This window comes from Pseudoalteromonas sp. APAL1, from assembly GCF_021532475.1.
Lineage (GTDB): Bacteria > Pseudomonadota > Gammaproteobacteria > Enterobacterales > Alteromonadaceae > Pseudoalteromonas > Pseudoalteromonas lipolytica_C.
On sequence record NZ_JAKGAW010000010.1, the window covers coordinates 58,719 to 84,423 of the forward strand.

Annotated in this window: 24 protein-coding genes; 6 read left to right on the forward strand and 18 right to left on the reverse strand. The window is 40.7% G+C overall.

The features are described 5' to 3' along the window. Positions 1 to 30: 30 nt before the first annotated feature. From L1264_RS07035 to aceK, 4 genes are read right to left on the reverse strand one after another with little or no spacing between them, the layout of a single operon-like run. Positions 31 to 291, reverse strand: a complete 261-nt coding sequence (locus tag L1264_RS07035; protein WP_199526722.1) for a DUF2999 family protein — start codon at positions 289 to 291, stop codon at positions 31 to 33. 53 nt (positions 292 to 344) lie between these two features. Further along, positions 345 to 1,307, reverse strand: a complete 963-nt coding sequence (locus tag L1264_RS07040; RefSeq protein ID WP_135925181.1) for a zinc-binding dehydrogenase — start codon at positions 1,305 to 1,307, stop codon at positions 345 to 347. An 8-nt stretch (positions 1,308 to 1,315) separates the two neighbouring features. Beyond that, entirely contained in the window at positions 1,316 to 1,708 is a 393-nt protein-coding gene (locus tag L1264_RS07045) for a hypothetical protein (RefSeq protein ID WP_199526723.1), read from the reverse strand. 49 nt (positions 1,709 to 1,757) lie between these two features. Then, positions 1,758 to 3,587 carry a bifunctional isocitrate dehydrogenase kinase/phosphatase gene (gene aceK / locus L1264_RS07050; RefSeq protein ID WP_135925186.1) on the reverse strand — a complete coding sequence of 610 codons (1,830 nt, stop codon included), beginning with the start codon at positions 3,585 to 3,587 and terminating at the stop codon, positions 1,758 to 1,760. Positions 3,588 to 3,692: 105 nt separating this feature from the next. Here aceK and L1264_RS07055 point away from each other — a divergent pair, with 105 nt between their 5' ends. Together L1264_RS07055 and L1264_RS07060 are read left to right on the forward strand one after the other, a co-directional pair. Further along, positions 3,693 to 4,640 carry a LysR family transcriptional regulator gene (locus L1264_RS07055; protein WP_135925188.1) on the forward strand — a complete coding sequence of 316 codons (948 nt, stop codon included), beginning with the start codon at positions 3,693 to 3,695 and terminating at the stop codon, positions 4,638 to 4,640. A gap of 111 nt (positions 4,641 to 4,751) precedes the next feature. Further along, complete coding sequence (locus L1264_RS07060) at positions 4,752 to 5,195, forward strand: hypothetical protein (RefSeq protein WP_135925191.1); 444 nt, start codon at positions 4,752 to 4,754, stop codon at positions 5,193 to 5,195. Here L1264_RS07060 and icd read toward each other — a convergent pair. The 6 genes from icd to L1264_RS07090 all read right to left on the reverse strand — a co-directional run bounded on the left by icd (position 5,192) and on the right by L1264_RS07090 (position 15,500). Beyond that, positions 5,192 to 6,466, reverse strand: a complete 1,275-nt coding sequence (gene icd, locus L1264_RS07065) for an NADP-dependent isocitrate dehydrogenase (RefSeq protein ID WP_135925193.1) — start codon at positions 6,464 to 6,466, stop codon at positions 5,192 to 5,194. The two genes, L1264_RS07060 and icd, sit on opposite strands and share 4 nt — an antisense overlap. A 107-nt stretch (positions 6,467 to 6,573) precedes the next feature. Continuing rightward, positions 6,574 to 9,252 carry a 7TM diverse intracellular signaling domain-containing protein gene (locus tag L1264_RS07070; protein ID WP_199526724.1) on the reverse strand — a complete coding sequence of 893 codons (2,679 nt, stop codon included), beginning with the start codon at positions 9,250 to 9,252 and terminating at the stop codon, positions 6,574 to 6,576. 37 nt (positions 9,253 to 9,289) lie between these two features. Further along, complete coding sequence (locus L1264_RS07075) at positions 9,290 to 11,554, reverse strand: TonB-dependent receptor (protein WP_235403837.1); 2,265 nt, start codon at positions 11,552 to 11,554, stop codon at positions 9,290 to 9,292. A 142-nt stretch (positions 11,555 to 11,696) separates the two neighbouring features. Then, positions 11,697 to 13,928, reverse strand: coding sequence for an NAD(P)-binding protein (locus L1264_RS07080; protein ID WP_199526726.1), 2,232 nt, complete (start codon positions 13,926 to 13,928; stop codon positions 11,697 to 11,699). 9 nt (positions 13,929 to 13,937) lie between these two features. Then, entirely contained in the window at positions 13,938 to 14,801 is an 864-nt protein-coding gene (locus tag L1264_RS07085; RefSeq protein ID WP_235403838.1) for an acetoacetate decarboxylase, read from the reverse strand. A gap of 123 nt (positions 14,802 to 14,924) precedes the next feature. Then, complete coding sequence (locus tag L1264_RS07090; RefSeq protein WP_168246738.1) at positions 14,925 to 15,500, reverse strand: dienelactone hydrolase family protein; 576 nt, start codon at positions 15,498 to 15,500, stop codon at positions 14,925 to 14,927. A gap of 367 nt (positions 15,501 to 15,867) precedes the next feature. Between L1264_RS07090 and L1264_RS07095 the strand changes: the two genes are divergently transcribed. Next, positions 15,868 to 16,035: a hypothetical protein gene (locus L1264_RS07095; RefSeq protein ID WP_165381452.1), complete on the forward strand. Its 168-nt coding sequence runs from the start codon at positions 15,868 to 15,870 to the stop codon at positions 16,033 to 16,035. 115 nt (positions 16,036 to 16,150) lie between these two features. Continuing rightward, positions 16,151 to 17,014: a TIGR02285 family protein gene (locus L1264_RS07100; protein WP_135925206.1), complete on the forward strand. Its 864-nt coding sequence runs from the start codon at positions 16,151 to 16,153 to the stop codon at positions 17,012 to 17,014. A gap of 22 nt (positions 17,015 to 17,036) precedes the next feature. On the opposite strand, the gene L1264_RS07105 is transcribed toward L1264_RS07100, so the two are convergent. The 8 genes from L1264_RS07105 to rnm all read right to left on the reverse strand — a co-directional run bounded on the left by L1264_RS07105 (position 17,037) and on the right by rnm (position 22,991). Next, entirely contained in the window at positions 17,037 to 17,615 is a 579-nt protein-coding gene (locus L1264_RS07105; protein ID WP_135925208.1) for a YceI family protein, read from the reverse strand. A gap of 1 nt (position 17,616) precedes the next feature. Continuing rightward, entirely contained in the window at positions 17,617 to 18,171 is a 555-nt protein-coding gene (locus tag L1264_RS07110) for a cytochrome b (protein ID WP_063529650.1), read from the reverse strand. A 286-nt stretch (positions 18,172 to 18,457) separates the two neighbouring features. Further along, positions 18,458 to 19,309, reverse strand: a complete 852-nt coding sequence (locus L1264_RS07115) for a GNAT family N-acetyltransferase (RefSeq protein WP_135925210.1) — start codon at positions 19,307 to 19,309, stop codon at positions 18,458 to 18,460. 94 nt (positions 19,310 to 19,403) lie between these two features. Beyond that, entirely contained in the window at positions 19,404 to 19,904 is a 501-nt protein-coding gene (locus L1264_RS07120) for a hypothetical protein (protein ID WP_135925212.1), read from the reverse strand. A 174-nt stretch (positions 19,905 to 20,078) separates the two neighbouring features. Then, a complete protein-coding gene (locus L1264_RS07125; RefSeq protein WP_135925214.1) occupies positions 20,079 to 20,441 on the reverse strand; it encodes a hypothetical protein in 363 nt (120 codons plus the stop codon). A gap of 232 nt (positions 20,442 to 20,673) precedes the next feature. After that, the gene (locus L1264_RS07130; protein ID WP_235403839.1) at positions 20,674 to 21,510 is read right to left on the reverse strand and encodes a segregation and condensation protein A; all 837 of its coding nucleotides are present in this window, start codon (positions 21,508 to 21,510) and stop codon (positions 20,674 to 20,676) included. Positions 21,511 to 21,518: 8 nt separating this feature from the next. Next, positions 21,519 to 22,142 carry an L-threonylcarbamoyladenylate synthase gene (locus tag L1264_RS07135; protein WP_135925218.1) on the reverse strand — a complete coding sequence of 208 codons (624 nt, stop codon included), beginning with the start codon at positions 22,140 to 22,142 and terminating at the stop codon, positions 21,519 to 21,521. Positions 22,143 to 22,151: 9 nt separating this feature from the next. Further along, a complete protein-coding gene (gene rnm, locus L1264_RS07140) occupies positions 22,152 to 22,991 on the reverse strand; it encodes an RNase RNM (protein ID WP_135925220.1) in 840 nt (279 codons plus the stop codon). Between the two features lie 535 nt (positions 22,992 to 23,526). Between rnm and L1264_RS07145 the strand changes: the two genes are divergently transcribed. Together L1264_RS07145 and L1264_RS07150 are read left to right on the forward strand one after the other, a co-directional pair. After that, positions 23,527 to 25,095, forward strand: coding sequence for an anthranilate synthase component 1 (locus L1264_RS07145; RefSeq protein ID WP_199526203.1), 1,569 nt, complete (start codon positions 23,527 to 23,529; stop codon positions 25,093 to 25,095). Beyond that, on the forward strand, positions 25,095 to 25,700 hold the full coding sequence (locus L1264_RS07150) for an aminodeoxychorismate/anthranilate synthase component II (RefSeq protein WP_135925225.1): 606 nt from the start codon (positions 25,095 to 25,097) through the stop codon (positions 25,698 to 25,700). The genes L1264_RS07145 and L1264_RS07150 overlap by 1 nt, the downstream gene beginning before the upstream one ends. Positions 25,701 to 25,705 lie beyond the last annotated feature (5 nt).

Here is a 25,705-nt window from a genome sequence, read left to right on the forward strand (position 1 = left end):
TAACCTTTTTTCAATTCGAATCATTCAATTTTATAACTGCTGATTTTTGAACTGCGCTTTGGCTTGTTCAACTTCATCATCACTGATGCCAACTGATTCAGCCGCTTCTTTAATAAGGTGTGGCTGAGTCATCACTAATGCCATCAGTTGCTGGAGCTTCTCTGGTGGAATACCTAACTGTTGAACCAAACCCATTGCCATCATTGGGTTTTCCATAAACGCTTGGAACAGCTCACGCACTTTTTCGTCACTGACATTGTGCTCTTTGAGCATTGCAATAATTGGGTTCATACTAACCTTTACTTTTAACTACTAATAAAACCAATAATATGGGCAAATTGCTGTTATTCAACTAACAGAACCACTTTTCCCGAATTTTCGTTGTTATCTAAAATGCGGTGCGCCTCATTTGCCTCTTGCCAATTTAAGGTTTTATAGATATTGCAATCGAACAACCCTTTAGCCAAATCATCATAAAAGCGCAATATAAACTGCTCTTTTAAATCGCGCTTAAATTCAATTGAACGGTTACGTAACGTTGATGCATGAAATGAAATTCGCTTACTAAGTAGCCTTGCAAAGTCAACCTCAGCAAAGCGTGCATCTAAAAATGCTAACATCACAATTTGGCAATCCATGGCTGCAACAGCAGCATTTTTATTTAAATAGCTTCCTGATACAGGATCAACAATGGTATTGGCCTGTAAATTATTGGCTTTAAAATATTCTACAAAGTCGGTGGTTTTATAATTGATAGTATGGTCTGCGCCAAGCTGCTTGGCATGCTCGCACTTTTCATCGCTACCCGCGGTAATCACTACTTGAGCGCCTGCGCGCTTTGCCATTTGAATTGCCGCACCACCTACACCACTGGCTCCCGCATGGATCAGTGCCGTTTGCCCCGCTTTGAGCTGACCAAATTGAAATAAGGCAGAAAAAGCCGTTAAGTATACTTCACTGATAGCAGCGCCCTGTGCCATTGTCATTTCATCTGGTAACGGCATGACTTGCGCTGCATCAACGGCAACATACTCGCTGTAAGCACCGCCCGCACACAAGGCAAAAACGCGTTTATTAAGCCAGTCACCGGATACTGCACTACCTTGCTCAACAATGGTACCGGCGCATTCTAAACCTAATATTTCACTGTCACCTTTGGGTGCTGGATATTTGCCCTGTCGCTGTAAACAATCTGCGCGATTAACGCCGATCGCCGCTACAGCAATAAGAACTTCGTTATCTTTTAGAGTTGGTTTATCTGTTTGCGCAAAATGTAACTGTGAGTCTTCATGCTTAATATAACGCATATCACCTTCTATTTAATTCGTTGCCAGACCTCAGCTTCGACTAATTTGCCATTTTCATACAAGGTGTGGTGCCACAAGTCACCTTCTATTTTGTAATCAAATGCCATAGTCTTGCCAAGTAATGAAGGTACATTACCATAGGAAAAAGTTTCGATAAATTGCTGGTCTTGCAAAACATATTTGCCGCCACCAGCATAATGAAAGTTGCCTTGCTTTTGAGTGATATAACTAAAATGACTGGGCGTAATCAGTTTAACTGAGGTTATTTCTGGCGCTTTTGCCGTCACATAGCCGTCATTGGTCGCATATTTACCTTCAACAAATTGCCAACTACCCAGTAACGGATTGGCGCTTACCATGGACGAAATAAATAAACTCGATAAAAACAGTGTGTTTTTCATAGTGCGTTCCTTAGCTTTTTAAACAGCATACGCTAACACTATGTTCCTATTAAACAGTTGTAGAGTGAGATTTTTTCATTTGAGCTCTCATCGAAGAAAAACGCCAAGACTGTTTATAAGGATATACATCAAGCAATTGCCCATCGTTTATAGCCGCTTGGAGTTGCTGCCACATAGTAGCTGTAAATATATCTTGATGGGCTGCATTAAAGTGCTCAAACGCCCGCTTATTGGCGCTAAAAAAGATTTTAAACTGGCTCGGAAATATGTCGTTTTCGGCAATATCGAAGTAGCTCTCGCTACTGAGTTCATCCAATGAATCCTCGGTTTTTGGCAGCTCTCTAAATTGACACTCTGTCAAAGGGCAAATTTCATCGTAGTCATAGAACACCACTCTTCCCCAACGGGTTACACCAAAGTTTTTCATCAGCATATCACCGGGAAAGATATTAGCCCCCGCGAGCTCTTTTATTGCCTTACCGTAATCAACCATAACTTGCTGCAGTTTTCGCTCATCACAGTCGTTGATGTACAAATTAAGCGGTGTCATTTTGCGCTCTACATACACATGGCGCAAAATAAGTGCATTTCCCGAAATCACTAGGCTATCAGCAATTTGCTGCTGCATTGTTTCTATAAGCTCTTCACTAAATCGGCTTAAATCAAATGCTAAATAACGAAATTCATGGGTATCAACTAGCCGGCCTACTCGGTCGGCTTGTTTAACAAAGTCGTATTTAGCCATCACCTGCTGTTTGGTAGCCGTTTTTGGTGCGCTAAATTTATCTTTAATGACCTTGTACACATAATCTGAGCCTGGGGTGGTAAATACCAGCATCACCATGCCCGGCGTCCCCGGCGCAAGTGTGTATTTATCATCAACGGGGCTATTACGCGTAGTATCAACTTTGTAACGATAAAACTCGGTTTTCGCGTGTTTGATAAAGCCTATGGCATTAAACAACTCAAAGCGTTGCTTATGAGGCATTAAAACACTGAGGTAATCAACGTATCGGGCGGGTTGGTCAGTATCGACCATAAAATATGTACGCGCAAAGCCAAACAACAAGCTTAGTTGATCAGCTCCCATCATCACAGCATCAATGTGCAGACCTTTTTCACTGTTTAATAGCGCAATCGCAAATGGCATGTTATCGCCATTTTTCGCAATACAGCGACCTATGATGTAACAGGCTTTATTTCTAAAAAACAATGAATTAGCGTATTCAATATAGCCATCGTTAAGAGCAAGCAGCTCATAAACTTGTGGGCATTGCTGTTTTGCTCCAGCAATCAAGGTGCGCTGTAACATGGCAACATCATCAGCAAAGTTAGCGTATTGTGAGCGAAACACATGACGTTTGATCAAGCTGCTGATGGCAGTTTCAAAGCCATTTTGCAGGGAAATACGGCTAACCAATGAATCAAAGGGCCTTGGCCCCAATTGATAGCGCGCTTTTAGTACAAACAAGTGCACATTGCGGATTTTTCGAGAGTCCCAGATTGCACCGAAGGTTGAATTAAAAAACGTATGAGCAATGGGCTGATTTTCGTGGCTTTGCACCATCTCTGCGTATATTTGTTTGGCTAATAGCCAAAGCGCTGGGTCGTCCACTTCACTATAAGCAATAATTTTTACCGCTTGGCTTACCTTTTTGACTTGCCCCTCGTAAACCTGCAATCGCGATTTCATAGCCCCTTGAACTTGATGCCACTGGCGCTGTTCAAAGCGACTTTGCGCACCGAGGGTAATATTTAAAAACTCTGCAAACATAGCCTCAAAGCCAGCATACACCGCACGGGCAAGCTTAGTCGCTACGACCTGATTTAACTGTTCGCTGTGTGATTTAACAGCCAAATTTGAACTCTGCTGTGGCATTATTTTTATCGCTTATGCTGATTATTTTAGTTGCCTTGTTTACACACAATAGCAAGCGCGCTTTAATTTAGGTAATTAATAAAGATAATAAATAAGATTGATCAAATGAATATTAGGCACGTCGACCTCAACCTATTGGTGTATTTAAATGTCCTCATTGATGAACAAAGTGTGTCTAAAGCCGCCAATAAACTGGCTTTGACTCAACCTGCAATGAGTAACGCCCTTAAGCGTTTACGTGATTTGTTTGATGATCCATTATTAGTGAGAGCCGCTGGCACAATGACGCCAACCGCAAAAGCGCTCAGCCTTAAACCCGAAATAGAATCACTGTTAAAAATGGCCGAAGAAATTACTCAGCCAAGTGAGGTCTTCGACCCGAGCACCGCAAATATTACGTTTCGCATCATGGCAAACGACTACTTAGAATCAACGCTTATTGCGCCGTTTATTACCCAGCAGCTAGCAAAAAATCCGGGGCTTAATTTTGATATTTTGAGCCCAAGCGATGTTAACCTTCAGGATATGGAAAAAGGCACCATCGACCTTGCTATTAACCGCTTTAACGGCCTGCCCCGCTCATTCCATCAAGCCAGTGTGTGGCGCGACAATTACTGCTGCTTAACACACCCAGACAACCCTTATTTACAACAGCAAAACCTCCAAGGCTACCTTGCACAAGAGCACATTTGGGTGAATCGGGCTGGTTGGGGCGTAGAAGCGGCCGTGACGAATAAATCAGGCAGCCAAAAACTCGGCTGGGTCGATGAGGCCTTATGGCAACTAGAACAAACCCGCAATATTCGTGTATTCACCCGCCATTACATGGTGGCAAGCTTGCTGTGCCAATCACCAAAACTTATCGCCACACTCCCTCGCCGCCAAGCCATGTTATTAGCAAAACACACTGATTTGGTGATAAGTCCAGTGCCATTTCAAATAGTTCCTATTGAAGTGAAAATGTTATGGAGCCCTTTGTTACATCACGCAAACCCGCACCAGTGGCTGCGCAGAGAGCTACTTGCCTTTGCCGGTACGGTGGCTGATCGCTAAAAACAACATAATATTGATAAAATCAATATCAGTTATTGAAAACAACAATTTCATAAATAATGAGTGAAGGGCTAGAGTGAAGTTAAGCACATAAACAAAGAGAAAATGATTATGGAAACTTCAGCGCAATTCACTCAACAGGACGGCCTTTACATCAATGGTCAATTACACTCATTCATCGAGCAGCAGCTTTGTAAAAAAAGCGATTTAGCTTGCGAAGAAATTTACCAAACACTGGCAACAATGGTTGATGAGTTTGGCTGCCAATGCCGTAAAACCAAACATCAAGATGATGATGTTTTACAAGCAGACACACTGTTAAAAGCATATAGCACAGTACGTACTCACCCGCATTGTCATGTAGATGCGCAAACTACAACCGCAGTACTCGATGAATACTGTTGCCAAGTACCGGCAATTTTAGTGGTAGCGTTAATGGACACATTAACAGGCATAACAAGTAACGAACCAGGTGCAGAGCACATTTACCAACGTGCAGCACAGTTAACAGGTAAACCATGTGTCTACGCAGTTAAAAGCGCCAATGCCGCTTAATATGGTTCATTATTTGAGTTACTTATTCGCGCGATGATGCTTTTTGCAAAATCACTGCAACTAAGCATCGTCGCATCGGCTACTAGGTTAGCCAAATCAAACGTCATTTCACTTGCGCTAAGCGTCTGCTCTAGAGCTTTTTCTATTTTATTCGCCGCTTCGTGCCAGCCCATAAAACGTAGCATCATGACCGCACTTAAAATACTGCTTGTTGGATTTGCACTGTCTTCCCCGGCAATGCGATTAAATGTGCCATGAGTCGGTTCAAAAAAGGCCACTTCATTATTTAAGTTTGCCGCAGGCATAATACCCACGCCACCGACTTGTGCGGTTAGCATATCAGCTAAGTAATCGCCGTTTTGATTGGTTGTTACCACCACATCAAATTGCTCTGGGGTGAGCAGCGCTTGTTGTAGCATGTTATCGGCAATCACTTCTTTGATGATTAAATCATCTTGCTCGTCACGTTTGATCACTAACCAACGACCATTTTCATGCGCTATAGCGTTAAACTCTTGCTCAGCTAGGGCAAATGCCCAACGTTTAAATGCGCCATCGGTAAATTTAAGTACATTGCCTTTGTGCACCACCGTCAGTGATTCACTGCGCTCTTTAAGGGCAAAGTTGAGCGCGTAACGCATCAAGCGTTCTGCCGCCTCTTTCGAGCTATTTTTAATGCCAATGCCGCATTGATTATCAAAACGAAGTCGGGTAACACCCATTTCTTGACACAAAAAATCAAGCATACGCTCGTTATCAATACTGCCAGCCTGCCACTCAATGCCCGAGTAAACGTCTTCAGAGCTGTCGCGTATTACAGTGATATTGGTTTTTTCTGGTTCTTTTAAAGGTGATGGTAAGTGTGGATAACTACGAATGGGCCGCATGTTAACGAATAAATCCATCTCATGACGAAGAGCCACATTTAAAGAACGAAAACCACCACCAAGAGGAGTAGTTAACGGCCCTTTGATAGCAATTTTATATTGCCTGACAGCATGTAAGGTTTCTTGCGGGAACCAATCACCATCGTAAAGCGCAGCAGCTTTTTCGCCATTGAACACTTCCATCCAATGTATTTGTTTATCACCTTGATAAGCATGACTCACCGCAGCGTCGACAATATTACGCATTACAGGAGAAATATCTTGGCCAACACCATCGCCTTCAATATAAGCAATAACCGGATTGTCAGGAATATGCCATCGCCCTTTACTATCGATAGTAATTTGTGCGCCCTTTGCTGGCACCGAAATGTGTTGATACTGCATCAAACTTTCCAAGCAATATGTTTTAACATTATTAGTATCAAGAAATAGCTAATTTGTCTGTGCTCATAGCGAAATAACGAGCATTCAACTAATTGATGTATCAATTATTAGTGAATGACATTGGCTATTTCATCTTCCATAGCGCAGAACAACGAGGCGATAAGTTGTGTATCAATCGTGACGGTGTCGTTTTTCAGCGCAGTATCTACGGCAACGGCCTTAACATAAAGCTTTTCACATTCGAACATATTGGCTGCGCCTTTTAACATATGCACATTTCTACTTAAACCATCGATATCCATGTTTTTGTACTGTTCACGCATTTCTACATACTGGCTTTCAAGGCCTTTAATATAGTCATCTTTGAGGGCCTGAAATTCTTTTTCGGGCAACTTGATGTCTGCCAATTCATCACAATCTAAATAGCTGGCAATTTTGTGGCTAAAGCCATTTCTGTCGATTGGTTTGGCTATTAAATCATTAAAGCCTTGTTTCATATAACGGGTGACTTCATGTTTCATAGTATTGGCTGTTAGGGCAATGATAGGTGCAGTAACACCTGTTGCCTGCATCATTTTTAATGCTTCTTGACCGTCCATAATCGGCATTTGAATATCCAGTAGAATAAGGTCAAAGCTGTCTTCTAGGGTCGCTTGCACAGCGTCTTTGCCATTTTCGACAGTGGTCACTGTTAAGCCCATTCGCTCTAATATTCTTGCAATTAAACGTCGGTTGTCTGGGTGGTCTTCGGCAAGTAATACTCTGCCCTTTAAGTTCTCTGGTGCATCAAGCTTACTAAACGGTGAGGTTTCAACGAGCCTAACTTCACTCATATCATTAAGCCAGCGAGTATTATCGGTAGTGTAAACTGACATAGAAAAAATAAACTCACTGCCAGAACCGACATTGCTTTTAACAAAGATATCCCCATCAAGCTTCTTAGCAAGACTTTTTGAAATATTTAAACCAAGCCCGGTACCGCCATACTGGCGAGAAATACTTGAATCAGCCTGATAAAAAGCACTGAATAAAGCTTGCTGCTCTTTATCTGTCATGCCGATACCTGTGTCTTTTACACTGATCGAAAGCACGTCATTTTCACAACTAACCGTAAGTGTTATTCGGCCGACTTGTGTGAATTTAAGTGCATTGGTAGTTAAATTTAACAGGATTTGTCGTAAACGACTTGGATCAGTAATAATATAATCTGGAAGTGGAAACTGATAATCCACACTGAATTTTAAGCCTTTATCGCGTATTTGCTTACCGATCAACGACTCAATATTGGCAATGGTGGCAAACAAATCTGTTTCGACTAAATCAATCTCTAGCTTGTTTGCCTCAATTTTTGACATATCGAGTATATCGTTTATTAACCCAAGAACATGGCGACTATTTTGTAAAATAACGCCAATACCATGATTACGCTCATGAGGCTTGATATCACCAAGCATAATGCCGTCTGCATAGCCAATTATTGAGGTCATTGGGGTACGAATTTCGTGGCTGATATTTGCCAAAAAGCGACTTTTGGCTTCATTGGCATCTCGTAATTCATCAGCCAACTCTTCAAGCTCTAAGGTTCTTAATTGTACTTTTTCTTCTAAGTTTTTGTTTAGCTCTACGTTGTCATCATGTAATAACCTAAACTTGTCAGCAACAGCAAATGCTAGCAACATAGCGTCCATTGCCGTGCCTATCAAACCCAATAAATACAAATTAATTGAGGTGGCTGGCAACAAGCCTAAATTAGTTAAATTCCCGACCATGTTCGGTAGCATCATGGCAATATAGGCAAGCACAAAATAACGTGCCGGCTTAAAGCCAATCAGCATACAACGAATACCAATGTACAAGCCTAAACACAAAGCAACACCGGTAACTAATGTCGCCCAATAAAAACCAAAGCTTGGCCATAAAACACAAAAAGGGATGCCTAAAGTCGCAATAACCCCTACCGTTAAGGATAATTGAGCGAGCTTAGGGAACGTTTCTTTTAATTTGAGTAAATTATTGTAAAACAGAATATTGGTTAATGGTGTTAAGGCAAAACCTAGCCAATGAAGGTGCGGGTTATAGTAGCCAAACAATTGGTCTGATATATGAAAAAAATGACTCCATGCAAACACCCAAGATGCCGTAAATAACGCATAGTAAAGGTGAGTAACATCACGTGAGACTAAATAAATTAATAAGTTATAAAGTCCTAACGCAATCCCCACTCCAAAACAGAGCATCATGATCATATTTTCAAGAGTAATGGTTTCAAAATAATCTTGATAAGGTGTTAGCACCAGTTTTGCTGGGGTATAAAAGTAATCACTTTCAAAATAAGTGATTAGCGTATAGTGTTTATCTTTTTCAAGAGATAAGCGGTTACCATAGTGAAAGGCAAATTGATTTGGTTTTACACCGCCTGTAACAAACTGCTGAACCGGTGAGTTTGGATCAGTCATGTCGTAGATTCGACTTTCTATTTTTGATACAAGAGTGTTGTAGGGATAAAGTACTAAATCTTCAAATTCACTTTGATTTTCTATTTCAACGATTAGCCAATAACTGCCTCCGACTGAGCTAATACGAGATTGTGGCTTTTTATTTGCGCGCCATTTAGAGATCTCAGCCACTGACGACGGAAACATATTATCATTTGCGCTTAAAACTTGCCCAACATCATGCAGGTTTTGCTCCGCTGAGACATTCGTGTATACAAATGTCTCTTGTGCAAAGACCGAAGAACATAACAATAGAAAAAGCAGACCACAAATACACAGCTTTAACCGCATTCACTAGACTCCTTCACTACAACAAGCCTGCTGGTAATTAAAATTGAAAAGAAACGTCAAAACCATATCGTCTCCCTTCTCCTTTAAAGTCTTCAAGCATGCCTAGGAACGAGCTTAAATCGAACTTTAACTGACTGTATTCAGTATCAAATAAATTTTTGCCCCACAAAGTAAATGACCAATTATCAACATCGTATTTTAGATGCGCATTAACAATACTAAAACCTTCTTGGCGGGCATAGGGATTCATGTTCTGGTCAAAATAAAACTCAGACTGATAATCGTAAATAATGTTGGCCGATAACGGATACGACGCTAAGCTAGTGTCGTATTTTAACCCTGCTGAGACATTCCATTTAGAGGTAAAAGGCAGTTGATTATCGGTAATGCTATTACCAAGTGGGTCAACATAGTCCTCAAATTCTGCATGGGGGATATAACCCACAGCAAGTAACATGGCTAATTGCTTAGTTGCTTGATAGTTAATTTCAGTTTCAAGGCCATAGATTATTGAATCAGCAACATTTTCAAGTAATTGCACAGGCGGCATTTGTGGTGTTTCTGACGCTTGGTTCATAAACACTTGTTGGTCGTTGTAATCATAATAAAACGCCGCCCAGTTCATTCTTAATTGTTGCTTAGGCCAGTACGACTTTAAGCCAATTTCATGGGCATTCAAGCGCTCTTTACCGTAATTCGCTAAAATTGCTTGTTCTTCAGATGATAAGAATCCGCCATTGTAGCCGCCACTTTTACTGCCATTTGCAAATCGATAATAAACATTGCTTGCATCAGAATAACGGTAATTAACCGCAATTTGCCCTGTAAAACCGTTATCTGATTGCTCATCAGTAACGCGATAAAATGGCACCAGCACACCACTTAAATCGTTCACATCAACCACGGTATTTAATGTGGCGATTGAGTCATACTCTAGTGATTCATAGTCATATCTAAGACCTGCTGTAATCATCCACCTATCTGCGACAGGCACTTCAATTTGGCTAAATACAGCCAAATTTTGCATCTTGATTTCGTTATCGTAAATAAAGGTCGCGGTTAAGTTTGTCGGTAAAATACCCCGGAAATCACGCAAAATATCATTTAGATTATCTTGCTCAATCGTCTCATCGGCGAAATAAACACCACTCGTTAGCGTGTAATCTGCAAATTCATTTAACAATCTAAATTCTTGGCTAAACATTTGGGTATCTAACCCAAGTACCCCTTCGCATAAGCGAGCTGGTGAACCATCGCAATTAAAGGCATGACTTCTTTGTAGATCATTAAAGCTCGACAATGAAGTAAATGTAGTTTGCTCGTTTACATGCCAATTTACTTCAGCGATAAAGCCATAGCCATCAGATTTATGAGGTGAGTCATTATTTACGCTTACCTCAAAAAAGTCGTCACTACCATCATTAAAGCCAAAATTATCAAAACAGCGTGTTGACCCCGCGTCTGCTGGTGAACAAAGTTCACCGGTTAAAGGGTTCGCTACAACACCAATACTCCCTACAGGCTGGACAATACCGTCCCAATCTTCAATATGCGCTTGCAGGTAAAGCTCAACCTTATCCCATTCAGACGAAAAAGATACACGGGCATTTTTTTGCTCCATGCCTGCCGTTGGTGAGTCTGCAAAGGTATTTTTTGTTGAGTATTGGTAGTCTTGATAGTTAACAGCAACACGTAATGCACTAGAGTCAGTTAATTGCTGATTCCACACGCCATCGAGGCTCGTGCCATTGTTATTGGCTACTCCTAAGCTCAATGATCCATAGCTATCAAGCTCAGGTCGATTTGAGCGAATAAGGATAGCACCACCCGTTGAATTACGACCAAATAAAGTCCCTTGTGGGCCGCGTAAAATTTCGAGTTGCTCAATATCATACAAATTCACAATTTGGTTATTGGCGGAGCCAACAGCCACACCATCAAGATACATGGCAACAGGTGACGTATTTGCGGTGTTGTAGTCAAGAAGACCCACCCCACGAATACTTACTGCGGGAGGTGTCCCCTCTGCGGCGTTTTGCGTTATTTTTACATTAGGTGAGAATAAACCAATCTCAGTTGAATCTTTAATATGTTGATTCTTGAGTAATTGTCCTTTCACTTGGCTCACCGCCACGCTAACGTCTTCAATTGCTTGAGGACGCTTTTGTGCGTATACACTAATGACTTCCATGTCTTTTCTAGTCTCTGCAGCCTGCGCAACAGCGCTTGCAATGACACAGAGTACCAAGCTTGAACAAGATAGTGTCTTCAGCTTTGGATCAATAAGAAAAGGACGCTTCATTCGCATTTTGACCTTAAAAGAGGGAAACCTGTTAAATTCTTGTAATTTCCAGCTTAGTATAGACCAAAACAAAGATTAAAGTCGCATACAAATAACAAAGACTAGTTATTTGTAATCAACACCATAATTGCCATCAGCATGATCATTCTTTTTCAAACGCATGTTCACCGCTAATCGTTTTGGGTAGACCGCAAATAGAACGTGCCGTTTGCATACCAGCCATTACAGCAGCTTCAACACAGCCCGCATTAACTCCGGTTTTTATCCAATCGCCAGTGATCCGTAAATTGATAAACTGACTACCATCAGTTGCAAGGCGGTATTTACTCGAATCAACCACAGATAACACATAGCGCTCACTGGGGTCTATATTAACGCGCCAGTACTGCTGTTCTGATACTGGTAAAATACTGTGAGGATCACTATAAAAAACCTGCCAATCAAATTTGTTATCAACATACGCATCAGGCCAAAGTGCCTGCATATCTGAACTAAACAAATTATGCATGTTGCGTTTGACTTCTGCCTTCATTTGCTCTGGAAACTGATGCGCAGTTGCAGGAGGGTAACTATCACAACTAAATGCACTACAAAAATAAGCAATATTTTGTGGGCCACTGTCGCTTGGCCAATCTTCTTTATCGACTAAATTACCCATCGCAGCCCAGGTATCAAACGGCTCAACAAAACCACTTAAAATAGGCCCCTCATTGCTTGGCACTGTGTCTTTAAAACCCAGTTGCTGGTTAGTTTTATTCAACCAGACTTGGCAAGCTTGCGTAGCCACACTTTGAACTTTTGTTGCTTGCTGAGAGAGCGCATAATCAACAGCGAGTAATTCAGGGGCTACATGCTCAAGTGAAGCAACCGACACACCTAAAATAAGCGTATCAAAGTCGATACCATGACGAAGAGTGATAGATGGCAGTGCTGTATTAAAATGCTCTTGATAAACTTCTGGCCAGTTACTCCAAAAAGACTCAAGGTTTATTTGATACTCTTGCAGAAGGTGTGCTTGTTCAGAATTAATTTGTGAGTAAATTGGCTCACTTGGCCAACAAGGTAATTGTTTAACATCAATTAACGGCTCATAGTCTTCATTTTTTAGGCTCACTTGCTGACAAAGCTCTATTTCACTTACCAGCGGCTCACCTTGGTCAGTTTGCCCAGCAGATAAGTTAGTTAACTGATGGAAGAACTTAAACTTAACGCCACGCTGTTTTAATAATTCATAAATTGGCGCGAAAATAACATCGCCCATACCCGCTTGCATTTTCCACATTACACCGCCTTTATAGCAAAGGCCAATACGTAACATAGCAAGCGCAGCCACACCGGCTTCAACATTCGGCTTATTAAAATCACCATTTGGATAAGCAAACACTAAATCATAAAAACCGCGTACCGGTGCTGAATTCACACTGTAAGTTTTATTAGCTCCATTTTTTTCAAGCCACTGACGAAAATCGTAGCAATTAATGACACCAAAGCCATCTCGGTAGACTTTATCTTTTATCAGCCCTGTGAGCATAGCAATGGCTAAGTCAGCGCAGATATAAAGTCGTCTTAATTCTGCGTTTTCATCCAGTAAGTCAATTATCTGCTCTTTGAACCAACGCTTTATCTTGCGAACGATATACCAAATAACGAGGCGATCAGCTTGTTTACTTGTGTGGGTTGTTTGCTGCGAAGTAAACTGCAATAAGTGCGTCAGTAATGAGCGAGGGCTTGATACTACTTCTGCCGCTCCCGCCTCAATATCATCGATAAATTGCCTTGCCCCACTAAGCTGCGTATCAATATCCGTTTTGATCTCTTGGTACATATACTTAAGTAAAGACTGATCTCGTGATTTTTTGGTCACCAATTTTGTTTTAGTTTGGTGCTGCTGACACACTAGCTCAATGCCTTCTGTCCATTTTTTGAGCCATGCTAATGTCATGGTGATAAAATCCCACACCGAAATATCAAGGCTGCCATCAGCAGGATTTCCAGCAACTGTTGGAAACTCAATAGGCCAAGTTTGACATTCGTTATCAATGAATTCTTGCAAAGCAATAAAACTATGCGGTTTGAATGCCTGCTGCCAGGTTGCCAGCGAACAACTAGCAGGTCGGTTGAGTGAGTTATATACTCCTTCAAGGGTACGAAAACTATTTACATAAGCACCAAACCACACATGTAAACCATGCTCTTCAATACGCTGACTAAAATGGCTATTACGACCACTTGCGCCCTTGCCTCCTAAGCGCCAGCCCTGTTGATACACAGTTATTTCACGATGTTGCTGCCAGTCTGACTGCTCTGTCAGATAAACTGCTGCGGTCATTGCTGCTACACCGCCACCGACAATAGTAATTTTTTCTTTTTGCATGGTTATCCTTTACTCTGGTAAAACTTGAGTTGCGCCAAGTTGGTCAAAATCCATATTGACGTAAAACGGTAAGTGAACAGATTGTTTGCCAAGTGCTATGCCGAACATGTCATTAAGCGGAAAACTCGCCAGAGATTTAACATTAAGCTTAAAATCATTATGTAAAAGTGTTAACTGATGGACTTTTTTGATTACAGACGGTGAATGAACCACGCTCTGATAAACTGCTTTATCACCCTCTCCATCGGGAAATTGCTTAAACAAAATTTGATCCATCTGGGGATGAATGAACCGCTCTAACAATTGTTTTAGCAGTGCTAAGTCAATACCTTTAACTTGAGAGTCAAATAAATCAGCAACGCGTTTTGAAAATCGTGAAACGTTGTCGAGCAAATTTTCAGAGATACTCGCGTCCGTTTGCTCAATAGTTAGCAACTCATGCATTGCTAATTTAGAATCAGGTTTAAACACATCAAAGCATTCAAGGGATATAGCAAACCGACCAGCGTCATCTAACGCAGATGGCATTTGATATTCACATAAATATTTATTGTAACCCCACGCCTCTCTGCCATTAATTAAAGCATAAATGTTATTTACGCTGATAAACGCCGGATACCAATAGAGGTGATTAATATCTCCCTTGACCATTTTTGCTACGGGAAGCCAAATAATGATATCCGTTTCTTGCATCCACCCATGCTCTGAAAAGGGAGGTGTCAAAGAGGAGATTTTTTCTATGTCAGTAAAGGTGAGCAAGCAACTGCTACCTAATACATTAAAAGAGACTGAATCTGTAGCCAGTAAATTCAATGTGGTATCAACATAAGCCTGCATCTTTTGCTCACATGCTGAAACAAAAAAACCATACATTTGCGCATTCGTCATGCGACAGGGAGGTTTAGCAACAGGGTTCGATAAAAAGTGGCTGTAATTTGAATGGTCCGTCATAGCTATTACTTATAATATTGTTTAGTAATAACTATAGACTAGTCTTTATGCATTAGTCACGAGTTGTTCGCAATCATGGCTGAGCAAAAGTTGTTTTGTAAAATACTGAAAAGCGCGTTGATTAAAGTTATCTGATAAAGGGTTCATAAACCCATGCTCATATTGTGTAATATCACATTGAACACCTGCTTTGGCTTTTAAAGCAGACACCACCGGAGCAAGCTCAAAATGCGTTTCTTTTTTAGGAAAAATAAACCTAAATGGAATAGACGCTTCAAGCTCAAGGTGATTTCTCACTTGTGATGGGTAAAAAGCAATAACCCGTTTTATCGCTGTATTTTTCAACTCTGCTTGAGCACGCCAAACAGCTGTTGCTCCAGCACTAAACGCGATAATTGTTGTAGGCTCACGCAAGGATGACATTTTCAGATGCACTTTTTCGAGATAACCGTCATGGCCACAATGAGTCAGAAAGTGTTGATATTGAAACTGTTCATTAATAGGAAGTTGAATTTGACCCGAATATGGATCACATAGGCACGTTTTGCCACGAAGCTGCTGAGCAAGCTGGGTTAAATGCGCAGTTTTCCCGAAAATATCCGTTACTAACAGGTAATTCATGGTCATACCTATTTATTGTTGTTTTTGTGCCAATTCACACTACACTTGTTTCGAAAAAATATCCAGAAATTAATTGCTGTGTTTAAAAAATAAACCTTGCACTATGAAAAATCTTAACGTAATCTAGTCCTCTGGTTTTAAAAAAACCTCGCGGTTAACCCCTTACCTTGATCCAGTAATTCCCGCATATTCGTATAATCACTTGCAACCCGAGTTGCTAAATGACATTTAGATGAATTTATAAATCATCACTAAACTGTCACAAACTTAGTCAACACTGTATGCAAGACAACAAATGTCGGTCTGTATTTTTTAATGCCTTTTAAAGCTCTACAGACACAGACAAAAAGAAAGAGTGAGTTTTATTATGTCATATAAATACAATGGATCTTTGATCCAAATCGCACATCCAGTGCAATCAATTTCGGTTAACAAACAGCGTGTAATCTTTAGTGACACGCAGGGCTTGAAAAATGCCATTTTCCAAAAGGCGAGTGATGCCCGTCAATTTGTTAAGTGGTTAAAAGCCAATTAAAACCAACCGATTAACGCCAGCTACAATGCTGGCGTTATAGTCTACATACCTACTATCACAAACCTAAATCCCTGCTAAACTTAGATTTAACAATACTTAATTATAGGTAGTAACAATGCGTCGTTTCTGGTTGCTTTTGTTATTTTTTTGCAGTGCTGTTTCACAGGCAACTGAACAACCAAAAGTCATTGAGTGGATCATGGTTGATTTTGCTCCCTACTACATCATGAATGACAAGTATGAAGGTACAGGGCGAGATGAGAGCGTAATCAAACTGCTTGAACAAGCGATGCCTGATTACACTTTTAAGCGCTCCCTCTTTCCTGCAAGTCGCGCAGTGCATGAGCTATCAAATCCATATAATAATTACTGTATGCTATCTTTGTACCAAAGTGAGCATCGCCGTCAGCATATTGTTTTTTCTAAACATACATCAACAGTTGGGTTATCCCCTTCTATAGCAATTAGAAAAGAGTTAGTGAACACTCTAGAACTGAACACAGCAAAGCCTGTTTCATTAAAAACATTACTTGCAGATAAGCACCTTGCTCTTGGAGTGTCTATGAGTCGCTCATTTGGCAAAGACATAGATAATGTTATAAACACCAGCCATGATGCCAATATTATCTCAAGACCCGGTCGCGACACTTTAGCAAGTTTGACATACATGCTTAATAAGAAACGAATTGATATACTGCTTGGCTACCCCAGCGAGCACTACTATTTAGCTCGTTCAATGGGATTTGAAGATGAGCTCACACAATTGACACTGTCAGAGGCGCCCGATTTAAGCCTTGGTTATATTGGCTGTACGAATAACGAACAAGGTAGTGAGCATATAAAACAGTTAGATATTACGCTTGAAAAAATAGCCCATACTCAGGCTTTTCACGATGTGATGATAAGGTGGCTACCCGATAATTTGCAGCCTATTTTGGAAAAGAGATTAATTAAAAGAAATGAAAGTGCCGCCCATTAAGCGGCACTGATTTAAACTGTTGTTACTTACGAATACCTTCAATAAATAAACCAATATCAACATGTGTTGATGCTGGGCCAAGGTTGTAGTCGATACCATAGTCAGCTAGTTTTAGGCTAGTTTCGCCTTCAAAACCAACGCGGTAACCACCCCAAGGATCTTTACCTTCACCAATTTTATCAATTTCAAAAGTAATGGTTTTAGTAACACCATTTAAGGTAAATTCACCTGTAACATCCGCTTCATCACCGTCTTCATCAAATTTAATTGATGTACTTTTAAATGTTGCAGTTGGGTATTTATCAACATTTAAGAAGTCTTTACCACGTAAGTGCTTATCACGCTCGGCATGATTTGAGTCGATGCTTTTAGTATCAATCGTTACATTGATTTTAGAAGCATTAGGAGCTTTATCGTCATAGCTAAAATCACCTGAGAAGGTGTTAAAGCGACCATGTAACCAGCTGTAACCTAAGTGCTTAATTTTAAAAGTAACAAATGCGTGCGCACCATCTGTATCAATAACGTAGTCAGCTGCATTTGCGTTAGCTGTTGAGAAAAGTGCAGCACTTAGTGCTGTGCCTAATAGTAATTTTTTCATATTAATCATCCTTCAATGGTTTGATCATTCTAATTAAGGTTTTATCTTTATCGATAAAATGATGTTTTAGTGCCCCTAAAGCATGTAAAACAACCACAGCTATTAGCCCATACGCGGCATAAAAGTGAATTTTACCTGCAATATCTTCTTGGTTCGCGACCGACTCGGGTAATGCCGGTACAGCAAATAAATTAAATACTTCAATTGCACGGCCATCAGCCGTAGAGATTAAATAGCCCGATGTCACAATAACGATTAGAGCTAAATAAATCAGTTTATGTACTGAGTGAGCAACATGATTCATTGCCTTTGAGCTACCAGCAACAGGCTCAGGTTGAGTACCTAACAAGCGCCAACCAAAACGAAACAACAATAATGCCGCTAAGGTAATACCCACGCTTTTATGTAAATCCAAAGAGCCTTTGTACCATGCATCATAATAGGTTAACTCAACCATATACACGCCTAAGCCAAACAAACCAAACACCCCTAGAGCCATTAACCAGTGCACTAAGATGGCGACCCAGCCATAACTTGACTTTGAATTCTTTAACATACTCATTTCCTATGAGAATTACGAAACTAAGTACAGCTTAGCTTAGGATTTATATAATGAAAATAGCGTAAAACGAACAGCTTCTGTGCGTATATGCACATCTTAGGGGAAAGGGTAAAGTTGTAAGGGGAAAGAGAAAAAGGTGCTAGGTGCTAGGTGCTAGGTGCTAGGTGCTAGGTGCTAGGTGCTAGCAGTAGTATGAATCTTCGTTAATAAAAGCGTCTAATTCTTAACGTGATAAATTTTTAGTTTTCTCACAACCGATTAGTCGCTCACCCCAATAAACTCAGCCGATTTCAAAAGAAGTCACACCAAAAATACGATTTAATGGCAAACTCGGAGAGTCGCCGGTATACATTCTGGCGGTTTCAAATGACACCTGCATGTTGTACTTCTGTGCTAAAGCAACAGCAGCTTGATTGATTTCTGGCGTGTCAAGGAAAATAGCTTCAGATGCACTTACTTTAGATTTTAAAGCAAGGAACAAAGATTCAGCTAATTGTGGTGAGTCGGCAAATAGAGGGCCAATTTTAAAGCCATTCTGGCATTTGCGAATTACCCCGTATCCTGCCAATTCCCCATTGCTCATTACGCCCAAAGCGTCGCATTGGGGTTGGCTTAACCAGGCTTTAGTAAAGTTTGCCCTATTTACTGGGAAAAAAGCCTGTTCGTATGCGTCAATAATTTCGAATGGCACAGTGGCAAGATCAACAATATCTGAATTTTGCCGTGAATTACCACCACCGACTCCTGCAAAACGAATATTGCGATAGGCCAGGTTAAAACCAGACTTTTTATAGTTTTCTTGCTGTTCCACTACACCATCAAGGCCGATATTCAACCCTTCAAGGCGCTTTAACGCGGCATTCCAAATTTGTATTCCGTAACCTTTGCCACGGTAACCGGGTTTAACAATGTAAAAGCCGATAAAGCCAAATGCATCGTGATAATTAATGGCAGAAATTGTAGCAATAGGCTCATCGCCAAGAAAACCAACCAGAAATCCTTCAGGATCAGCAGCAAAATAACACTCTGCATCATTAAGGCCTGGATTCCAGCCTTCTGCTGCAGCCCAATCAATCATGAGCTCGACTTCCTTCTTGGTCATGGTTTTGATTGTAAAGTGTTTACTTTGCATCTGCTTTCCTTAAAATTTCCGTTTGCTAATCAGTGAATTAAATAATACTAAAATCGCACTATCTAAGTAGATTGATTCAAATCTGAATCGCAAATTATGCGCATTCACAATTAATAATAGGCTCTAGCTTATTATGGTTATAAATATACAAACCAAAAGTATCAAACATATCTCTACCAAATTCCGAGGAAATATCCACGTAATTTTCTAGACCTTGATAGCTGTATAAAATAGCAACCTTGCCTTCGAAACCAAGAGGAACAGGCTTTCCTTTACCGACAACATTTGCGTTATCGCCATTGATACCATCCCACCCATATTTTTCTGGGTCAAAAATTAATTGCACAGAACCACAATTTAAACATTCAAGGTATATCGGAGGTAGAATGTTCACATTTTCTCGTTTGCGAAAGAAACCCTTAACTTCAACTTCTTTGTGGCCTAAAACAGAATAAGCATCGTGCCCGCATTTACAATGAACAGCTTTGCTCACAAATAGCTCATCAAGTTGAAGTTGTGGTAGCTCTAAACTCTTTAATACGAAATTCGAAAAACAATTTGGTGAGTGAGCTTTCAATTCTTCTAGTGTATTCATTTTCTCCCCTAGGAGCTAATGCCCTTAAAATACTCAAATCAAGCATTTTAGGTACTTTTTATCTTGTTTATTGAAATCTATTTTTTATTAGTTCACTACTTAGTCATTTTAATGATTTCTTGCACTACTCGGTGTTTAGTATTTTCAATAAACACCTGGGTAGATAGTTAGCAATTATATTTTACTTGCTGTTATTTCAATCCTGTACACTTCAACACCCTCAGTTCCAACCTCAATCGTTGCAGGTTCGTTAAGGTTTACCATTAACTTAGGTTCCTGAAATTTATTGTAAGAGCCATTTTCAAATTTATAGAGTGCTGATGTTAGTGTCACAATTTGCTCGTTCAACGTAGGGGTTACATCAAATTTAAGAATATCATCTGCAGTGACTGTTTCAGTTTTGTCTTCTTCAGTTTTAACAACGTGCGTTTTTACAAGTTGATTATTCAAATAAAGGTTAAGGTCTAATTGCAAACTTTCTGCAGCTGAGGCACCAAATGCAGCGAGAGATAACAGTACCATTCCTAACTTTTTCATTATATTTTCCTTAATAGTAGGCTTACCCCAAAATGGGAAAAACCAACTTATCAGCTACTTAGTCTTGGCGCAATTGTTTAACACTTTGTAAGTTATGTGTTTTATTAGAATACAAAGCAGACTTTAGTGATTATCTTGATTGTTGATGACCTACTTGCCATGAAGAAGGCACAGATTTTGAAACTTAAATCTAACCACTTAAAGCTTTAAACAGAAAAATTTTAGCTTCCAGCTATTCGCTCTCTTCCACTAAACCAACATATATCTGGCTATTGGCATCTACCTGAAAGCAGCTGATCAGGTTTTCTTTCACCAGTTCTAACATGGCGATAAAGCTAACTACAACACCGCTTCTGCCCTCTTCAATAGTAAAAAGAGTACTAAAAGGCAACTGTGATTGGGCTTCTGAGAGCTTATCTAAGATTAAGCTCATACGTTCACGGGTCGATAAAGCCTCTGCGGTAATATGATGGTGTTCAAATGTTTTAGCTCGGGCCATAACGTCGCTTAGTGCAACTAACAAGTCTTTCATGTCAACGTCAGGTAACAGTAACTCACGCTCACCAAATTCTGGCATCATTGCTTCGGCTACAAAGATATCGCGGCCTTCGCGAGGAATTTCGTCAAGGTTTTCGGCAGCGTTTTTAAATTGTTCGTATTCCTGTAAACGTCTGACAAGCTCAGCTCGTGGGTCTTCTTCCTCTTCAAGCTCTTCATGTTTTGGTAGTAATAATCGTGATTTAATTTGTGCTAATAAAGCTGCCATGACAAGGTATTCACCAGCCAGTTCAAGCTGAAACTCACTCATCATTTCAACATAACTAACGTATTGCTCAGTAATGCTAAAAATAGAGAGCTCTAGCACATCTAGTTTGTGTTTTTTGATTAAATACAGAAGTAAATCAAGAGGGCCTTCAAAGGTCTCTAAAATGATCTCCAACGCATCGGGAGGAATATATAAGTCTTCAGGTTTGTCGACCACCGCTTTGCCATGCAAAAAAGCCAGTGGCAGCTTTTGCTGTACTGGCTCTTGTAAGTTATCTTGGGCATCAAGCTCTTGGCTAGTCAATGAAATCTCTACAGTTCAAATGGTTTAGTATCACCACAACCCACACGTAAAATTTCGATATCATCATCCGACAAATCAATCACTGTGGTTGCCTGTTCAGGAAGATAACCACCATGAATAATTAAATCAACTTGCTTTTCAATGCGATCGCGAATTTCATCAGGATCAGCTTCTGTAAATTGCTCACCCGGTAAAATTAAAGAACACGACATTAAAGGCTCACCTAACTCAGCCAATAAAGCACAAGTGATCGGATGTTCTATAACACGAATACCAATGGTTTTTTTCTTCTCGTTCAATAAACGCTTTGGTACTTCTTTAGTGCCTTTGAAGATAAAAGTATAAGGCCCTGGAGTGTTATTTTTAATTAATCTGAATAACTGATTATCGACGCGAGCATAGGTTGATAGCTCCGATAAGTCGCGACATACCAAAGTAAAGTTATGATGTTTTTCAACACCACGGATACGCTCAATGCGCTCTTTTGCTTGCTTATTACCAATACTACAACCAATTGCGTAGCCTGAATCGGTTGGATAAACAATCACACCACCTTGTTTAATTATATCAACCGCTTGGCTGATCAAACGTGGTTGCGGATTATCTGGATGAATATGAAAAAACTGACTCATTATACGCTCCTATTGCCCTTCCCATGCTTGCCAAACCCCTTGGCAATCTTTTGGTAAGTATAAATTTTTACCCAGCTCTAACCAACTTGTCGGAAAATGAAAATCTGAGCCTTGCGATGCAAGTAACCCGTATTCACGACTCAATTCACCTAAAAACTGGCGCTCACTCGGCGCTTGCTGTGGTTGTGCCACTTCCATAGCATCGCCACCCGCGTCTTTAAATTCAATAATTAACTTACGCAGCCACTTATTCGACATTTGATAACGCCCAGGATGTGCAAGTACAGCAACTCCACCAGCTTGATGAATAGCAGCAATTGCTGTTTGCATATCGCACCAACTACTTGGCACATAGCCTGTTTTTCCTCGCCCTAAGTATTTTTTAAATACGCCTGGGAAGTTTTTAGCTACACCACGTTCAATCAGTGCACGGGCAAAATGCGCGCGTGTGATTTGTGCGTTTTCAGCAAATGTTTTTGCTTGGTCGTAAATGCCTTCAAAACCATTTTTAGCAAGGCGGCGACCAATCTCGGTTGCTCGCTCTTCACGTTTGGCTTGTTGCGCTTGTAATAATGACAACAGTGAGTCATTTTCATCATCAACATTTAAGCCAACAATATGAATTTCGAAGCTTTCCCATTTTGTTGATACTTCAACACCAGCAATTAATTTAAGCGGTAAATTATCATCAGCTATGACTTGGCGAGCTGGTTTTATGGCACTTAACGTGTCGTGATCGGTAATTGCAAACACATCTATGTTTTTCTCAACCGCGCGGTGTAACAATTGCTCGACTGATAGCTGACCATCAGAGTATGTGGTGTGGCTATGTAAATCGTATTTTATCAAAGGGAAAGACTGCTTTACGTAAGTTCTTGAATCAATGATGTGAGTATAACAAAAATTTACTGCGAGGGCGTGATTATCTTTTTATGTTAGACATATAGCTGTGTGTACTAGTCACATAAATGGGCAATTTCGATAGGTAAATACACAACACGTATTAATATGTAAATTAATGCTTGACAGTATCGGCTCAGGTACGCTTTACTGTATGCACTTTCAGACACGTTAAATAAGAAACAACAATGAACAAAACAATTCAAATCACAATTTGGTGGTGGCACTCGTAACAAGCGGGTGACGAATTGTCGTGTCTAACGATTTCTAAACCCGCTCATGTAGCGGGTTTTTTTATATCTAAATTTTAAGGTTTTATAATGAATTACATAGCAACTCTTACACATCATTGGTGGTGGCGCCTGGCTTAGCGGGACGGTAAGGGTCTATCTAATTTATAGGCATCTTTATACGAACCCCGCCAAGCATCGCTTCGCGGGGTTTTGTTTTTTAAAGAGTTTTTGGGAATGAGGGAGAATGAGGTTTGATTTTTAGTCATATAACAACGACACCGGGTGAAGTAACCAGTATCACTCAAGTGCGCGACTACATAAGTAGCCCACTTGCGTTATACAGTTTACTCGATAAGCCTAATTCACTGCTGTTAGAGTCTGCTGAAATTGATTCTAAAGACAGTGTAAAAAGTCTAATTTTGGTTGACTCAGCGCTACGTATTGTTTGCCAAGGCAAACAGGTCACACTCACAGCACAGTCTAATAACGGCAAACAATTACTGCCTTATTTACAAAGCCATGTGCAAAATTGTTCTGCAGAGCTTGTAGAAGACACATTAACCTTAACCTACAACGAGATTGCCAGCGATATTGATGAAGCCAGTAAACTAGTTGCAGATAACGCATTTAGTGCACTACGCAGCTGCATAAATAGTATTAAAAGCACCACAGACAATCCGTTTTCTGTGTTTTTAGGTGGTGTGTTTGCCTACGATATGGTTGCTAATTTCGAAACTCTTTCTGATGTGCCTGACGGTGAAAATAGTTGCCCTGATTATGTTTTCTACCTAGCCGAAACGTTAGTTGTCATTGACCACCAAGCAAAAACAACTGAGCTAATTGGCAATGTGTTTAACGGCCCACAAGTCCATGCTAACTGCTTTGAAGTTGGTCAACAGTTAGAGCGTTTAAATACTGTTTGCGACAATGCACAAAGCTACCAAGGGCAAAAGCAAGCAGGCTCAAACCCAATCTCTGTGGATGTAAGTGACGAGCAATACTGCGAACATGTCATCAAGTTGAAAAAGAACATCGTTGATGGCGATATTTTCCAAGTTGTTCCGTCACGTACTTTTTCTCTCGCCTGCCCTGACTCACTTCATGCTTACAGCCAATTAAAACTACAAAACCCAAGCCCATATATGTTTTATATGCGCGATGAAGAATTTGTGTTATTTGGCGCATCGCCCGAGTCAGCCCTCAAATATTGTCCAGAGAGTAAACAAGTTGAGGTATACCCTATTGCTGGCACTCGCCCTCGTGGCAAGTTTGCTAACGGGCAAATTAATCCAGACCTAGACAGCCGCATTGAGCTTGAACTTCGCAACGACCAAAAAGAGCGTGCTGAGCACCTTATGCTAGTTGATTTAGCGCGAAATGATGTTGCCCGTATTAGCGTACCAGGCACACGTCACGCGAAAGAATTATTAAAAGTAGACCGCTACTCACAAGTGATGCACTTAGTTTCACGCGTTGTTGGCACTTTAAAGCCTGAACTCGATGCGCTGCATGCCTACCAAGCCTGTATGAACATGGGCACCTTGGTGGGCGCGCCTAAAGTTCGCGCCGCTGAATTAGTTCGTCAAACCGAACAAAAACGCCGCGGCAGCTATGGAGGTGCAGTGGGTTATTTAACTGGCGATGGCGCTATGGATAGCTGTATTGTTATTCGCTCTGCCTTTGTTAAAAACGGCACAGCCTATGTGCAAGCAGGTGCAGGTGTGGTGTTTGATTCAGACCCACAATCAGAAGCCAATGAAACCCGCGCTAAAGCACAAGCTGTGATCACTGCGATTCAATCGACTTACGAGGCACAATAATGACGACAACATCAGCCTATAAAATCTACTTTTTAGATAACTTTGATTCATTTAGTTATAACTTAGTCGATGAACTTTCTATGTTAGGGTGCCAGTTAGTGGTATACCGTAATAACATCAGTGCACAAAGCATCTTTGAGAAAATGTGCCAAGAGACAGTACCGGTGTTATTAGTGCTTTCACCCGGCCCTGGCGCGCCATCTGATGCGGGTTGTTTAATGGAACTCATTGAACTATGTAAAGGCCGCTTCCCTATGCTGGGTATCTGTTTAGGACAGCAAGCTCTAACACAAAGCTACGGCGGGGTTATTGGTCATGCAGGCGAAACTGTGCATGGCAAGTCATCAATTATTACGTTGACTGAGCACCCAGTATTCGCAGGTATGGGCGATAAAATGCCAGTTGCTCGTTATCATTCATTAATGGCAACTAAAGTCCCTGATGATGTTGAAGTAATTGCTTGTTATGAAAATATTCCAATGGCAATTTACCATCAACAAGATAATGCCCTTGGCTATCAGTTTCATCCTGAGTCAATTTTAACGCCAAATGGCGCATTGCTATTACAGCAAAGCATTGAATTTTTAACCGCACGCGTGCAGTAGAGGAA

What these genes read in the sequence shown, in the direction of transcription:
- L1264_RS07115 (WP_135925210.1), bottom strand. Translation starts at nt 19,309, where the DNA reads ATGCAAAGTAAACACTTTACAATCAAAACCATGACCAAGAAGGAAGTC.
- L1264_RS07105 (WP_135925208.1), bottom strand. Translation starts at nt 17,615, where the DNA reads ATGAAAAAATTACTATTAGGCACAGCACTAAGTGCTGCACTTTTCTCA.
- L1264_RS07100 (WP_135925206.1), top strand. Translation starts at nt 16,151, where the DNA reads ATGCGTCGTTTCTGGTTGCTTTTGTTATTTTTTTGCAGTGCTGTTTCA.
- L1264_RS07095 (WP_165381452.1), top strand. Translation starts at nt 15,868, where the DNA reads ATGTCATATAAATACAATGGATCTTTGATCCAAATCGCACATCCAGTG.
- L1264_RS07075 (WP_235403837.1), bottom strand. Translation starts at nt 11,554, where the DNA reads ATGAAGCGTCCTTTTCTTATTGATCCAAAGCTGAAGACACTATCTTGT.
- L1264_RS07060 (WP_135925191.1), top strand. Translation starts at nt 4,752, where the DNA reads ATGGAAACTTCAGCGCAATTCACTCAACAGGACGGCCTTTACATCAAT.
- L1264_RS07090 (WP_168246738.1), bottom strand. Translation starts at nt 15,500, where the DNA reads ATGAATTACCTGTTAGTAACGGATATTTTCGGGAAAACTGCGCATTTA.
- L1264_RS07110 (WP_063529650.1), bottom strand. Translation starts at nt 18,171, where the DNA reads ATGTTAAAGAATTCAAAGTCAAGTTATGGCTGGGTCGCCATCTTAGTG.
- L1264_RS07040 (WP_135925181.1), bottom strand. Translation starts at nt 1,307, where the DNA reads ATGCGTTATATTAAGCATGAAGACTCACAGTTACATTTTGCGCAAACA.
- L1264_RS07055 (WP_135925188.1), top strand. Translation starts at nt 3,693, where the DNA reads ATGAATATTAGGCACGTCGACCTCAACCTATTGGTGTATTTAAATGTC.
- aceK (WP_135925186.1), bottom strand. Translation starts at nt 3,587, where the DNA reads ATGCCACAGCAGAGTTCAAATTTGGCTGTTAAATCACACAGCGAACAG.
- L1264_RS07150 (WP_135925225.1), top strand. Translation starts at nt 25,095, where the DNA reads ATGACGACAACATCAGCCTATAAAATCTACTTTTTAGATAACTTTGAT.
- L1264_RS07085 (WP_235403838.1), bottom strand. Translation starts at nt 14,801, where the DNA reads ATGTATGGTTTTTTTGTTTCAGCATGTGAGCAAAAGATGCAGGCTTAT.
- icd (WP_135925193.1), bottom strand. Translation starts at nt 6,466, where the DNA reads ATGCAGTATCAACACATTTCGGTGCCAGCAAAGGGCGCACAAATTACT.
- L1264_RS07125 (WP_135925214.1), bottom strand. Translation starts at nt 20,441, where the DNA reads ATGAAAAAGTTAGGAATGGTACTGTTATCTCTCGCTGCATTTGGTGCC.
- L1264_RS07135 (WP_135925218.1), bottom strand. Translation starts at nt 22,142, where the DNA reads ATGAGTCAGTTTTTTCATATTCATCCAGATAATCCGCAACCACGTTTG.
- L1264_RS07045 (WP_199526723.1), bottom strand. Translation starts at nt 1,708, where the DNA reads ATGAAAAACACACTGTTTTTATCGAGTTTATTTATTTCGTCCATGGTA.
- L1264_RS07080 (WP_199526726.1), bottom strand. Translation starts at nt 13,928, where the DNA reads ATGCAAAAAGAAAAAATTACTATTGTCGGTGGCGGTGTAGCAGCAATG.
- L1264_RS07035 (WP_199526722.1), bottom strand. Translation starts at nt 291, where the DNA reads ATGAACCCAATTATTGCAATGCTCAAAGAGCACAATGTCAGTGACGAA.
- L1264_RS07070 (WP_199526724.1), bottom strand. Translation starts at nt 9,252, where the DNA reads ATGCGGTTAAAGCTGTGTATTTGTGGTCTGCTTTTTCTATTGTTATGT.
- L1264_RS07120 (WP_135925212.1), bottom strand. Translation starts at nt 19,904, where the DNA reads ATGAATACACTAGAAGAATTGAAAGCTCACTCACCAAATTGTTTTTCG.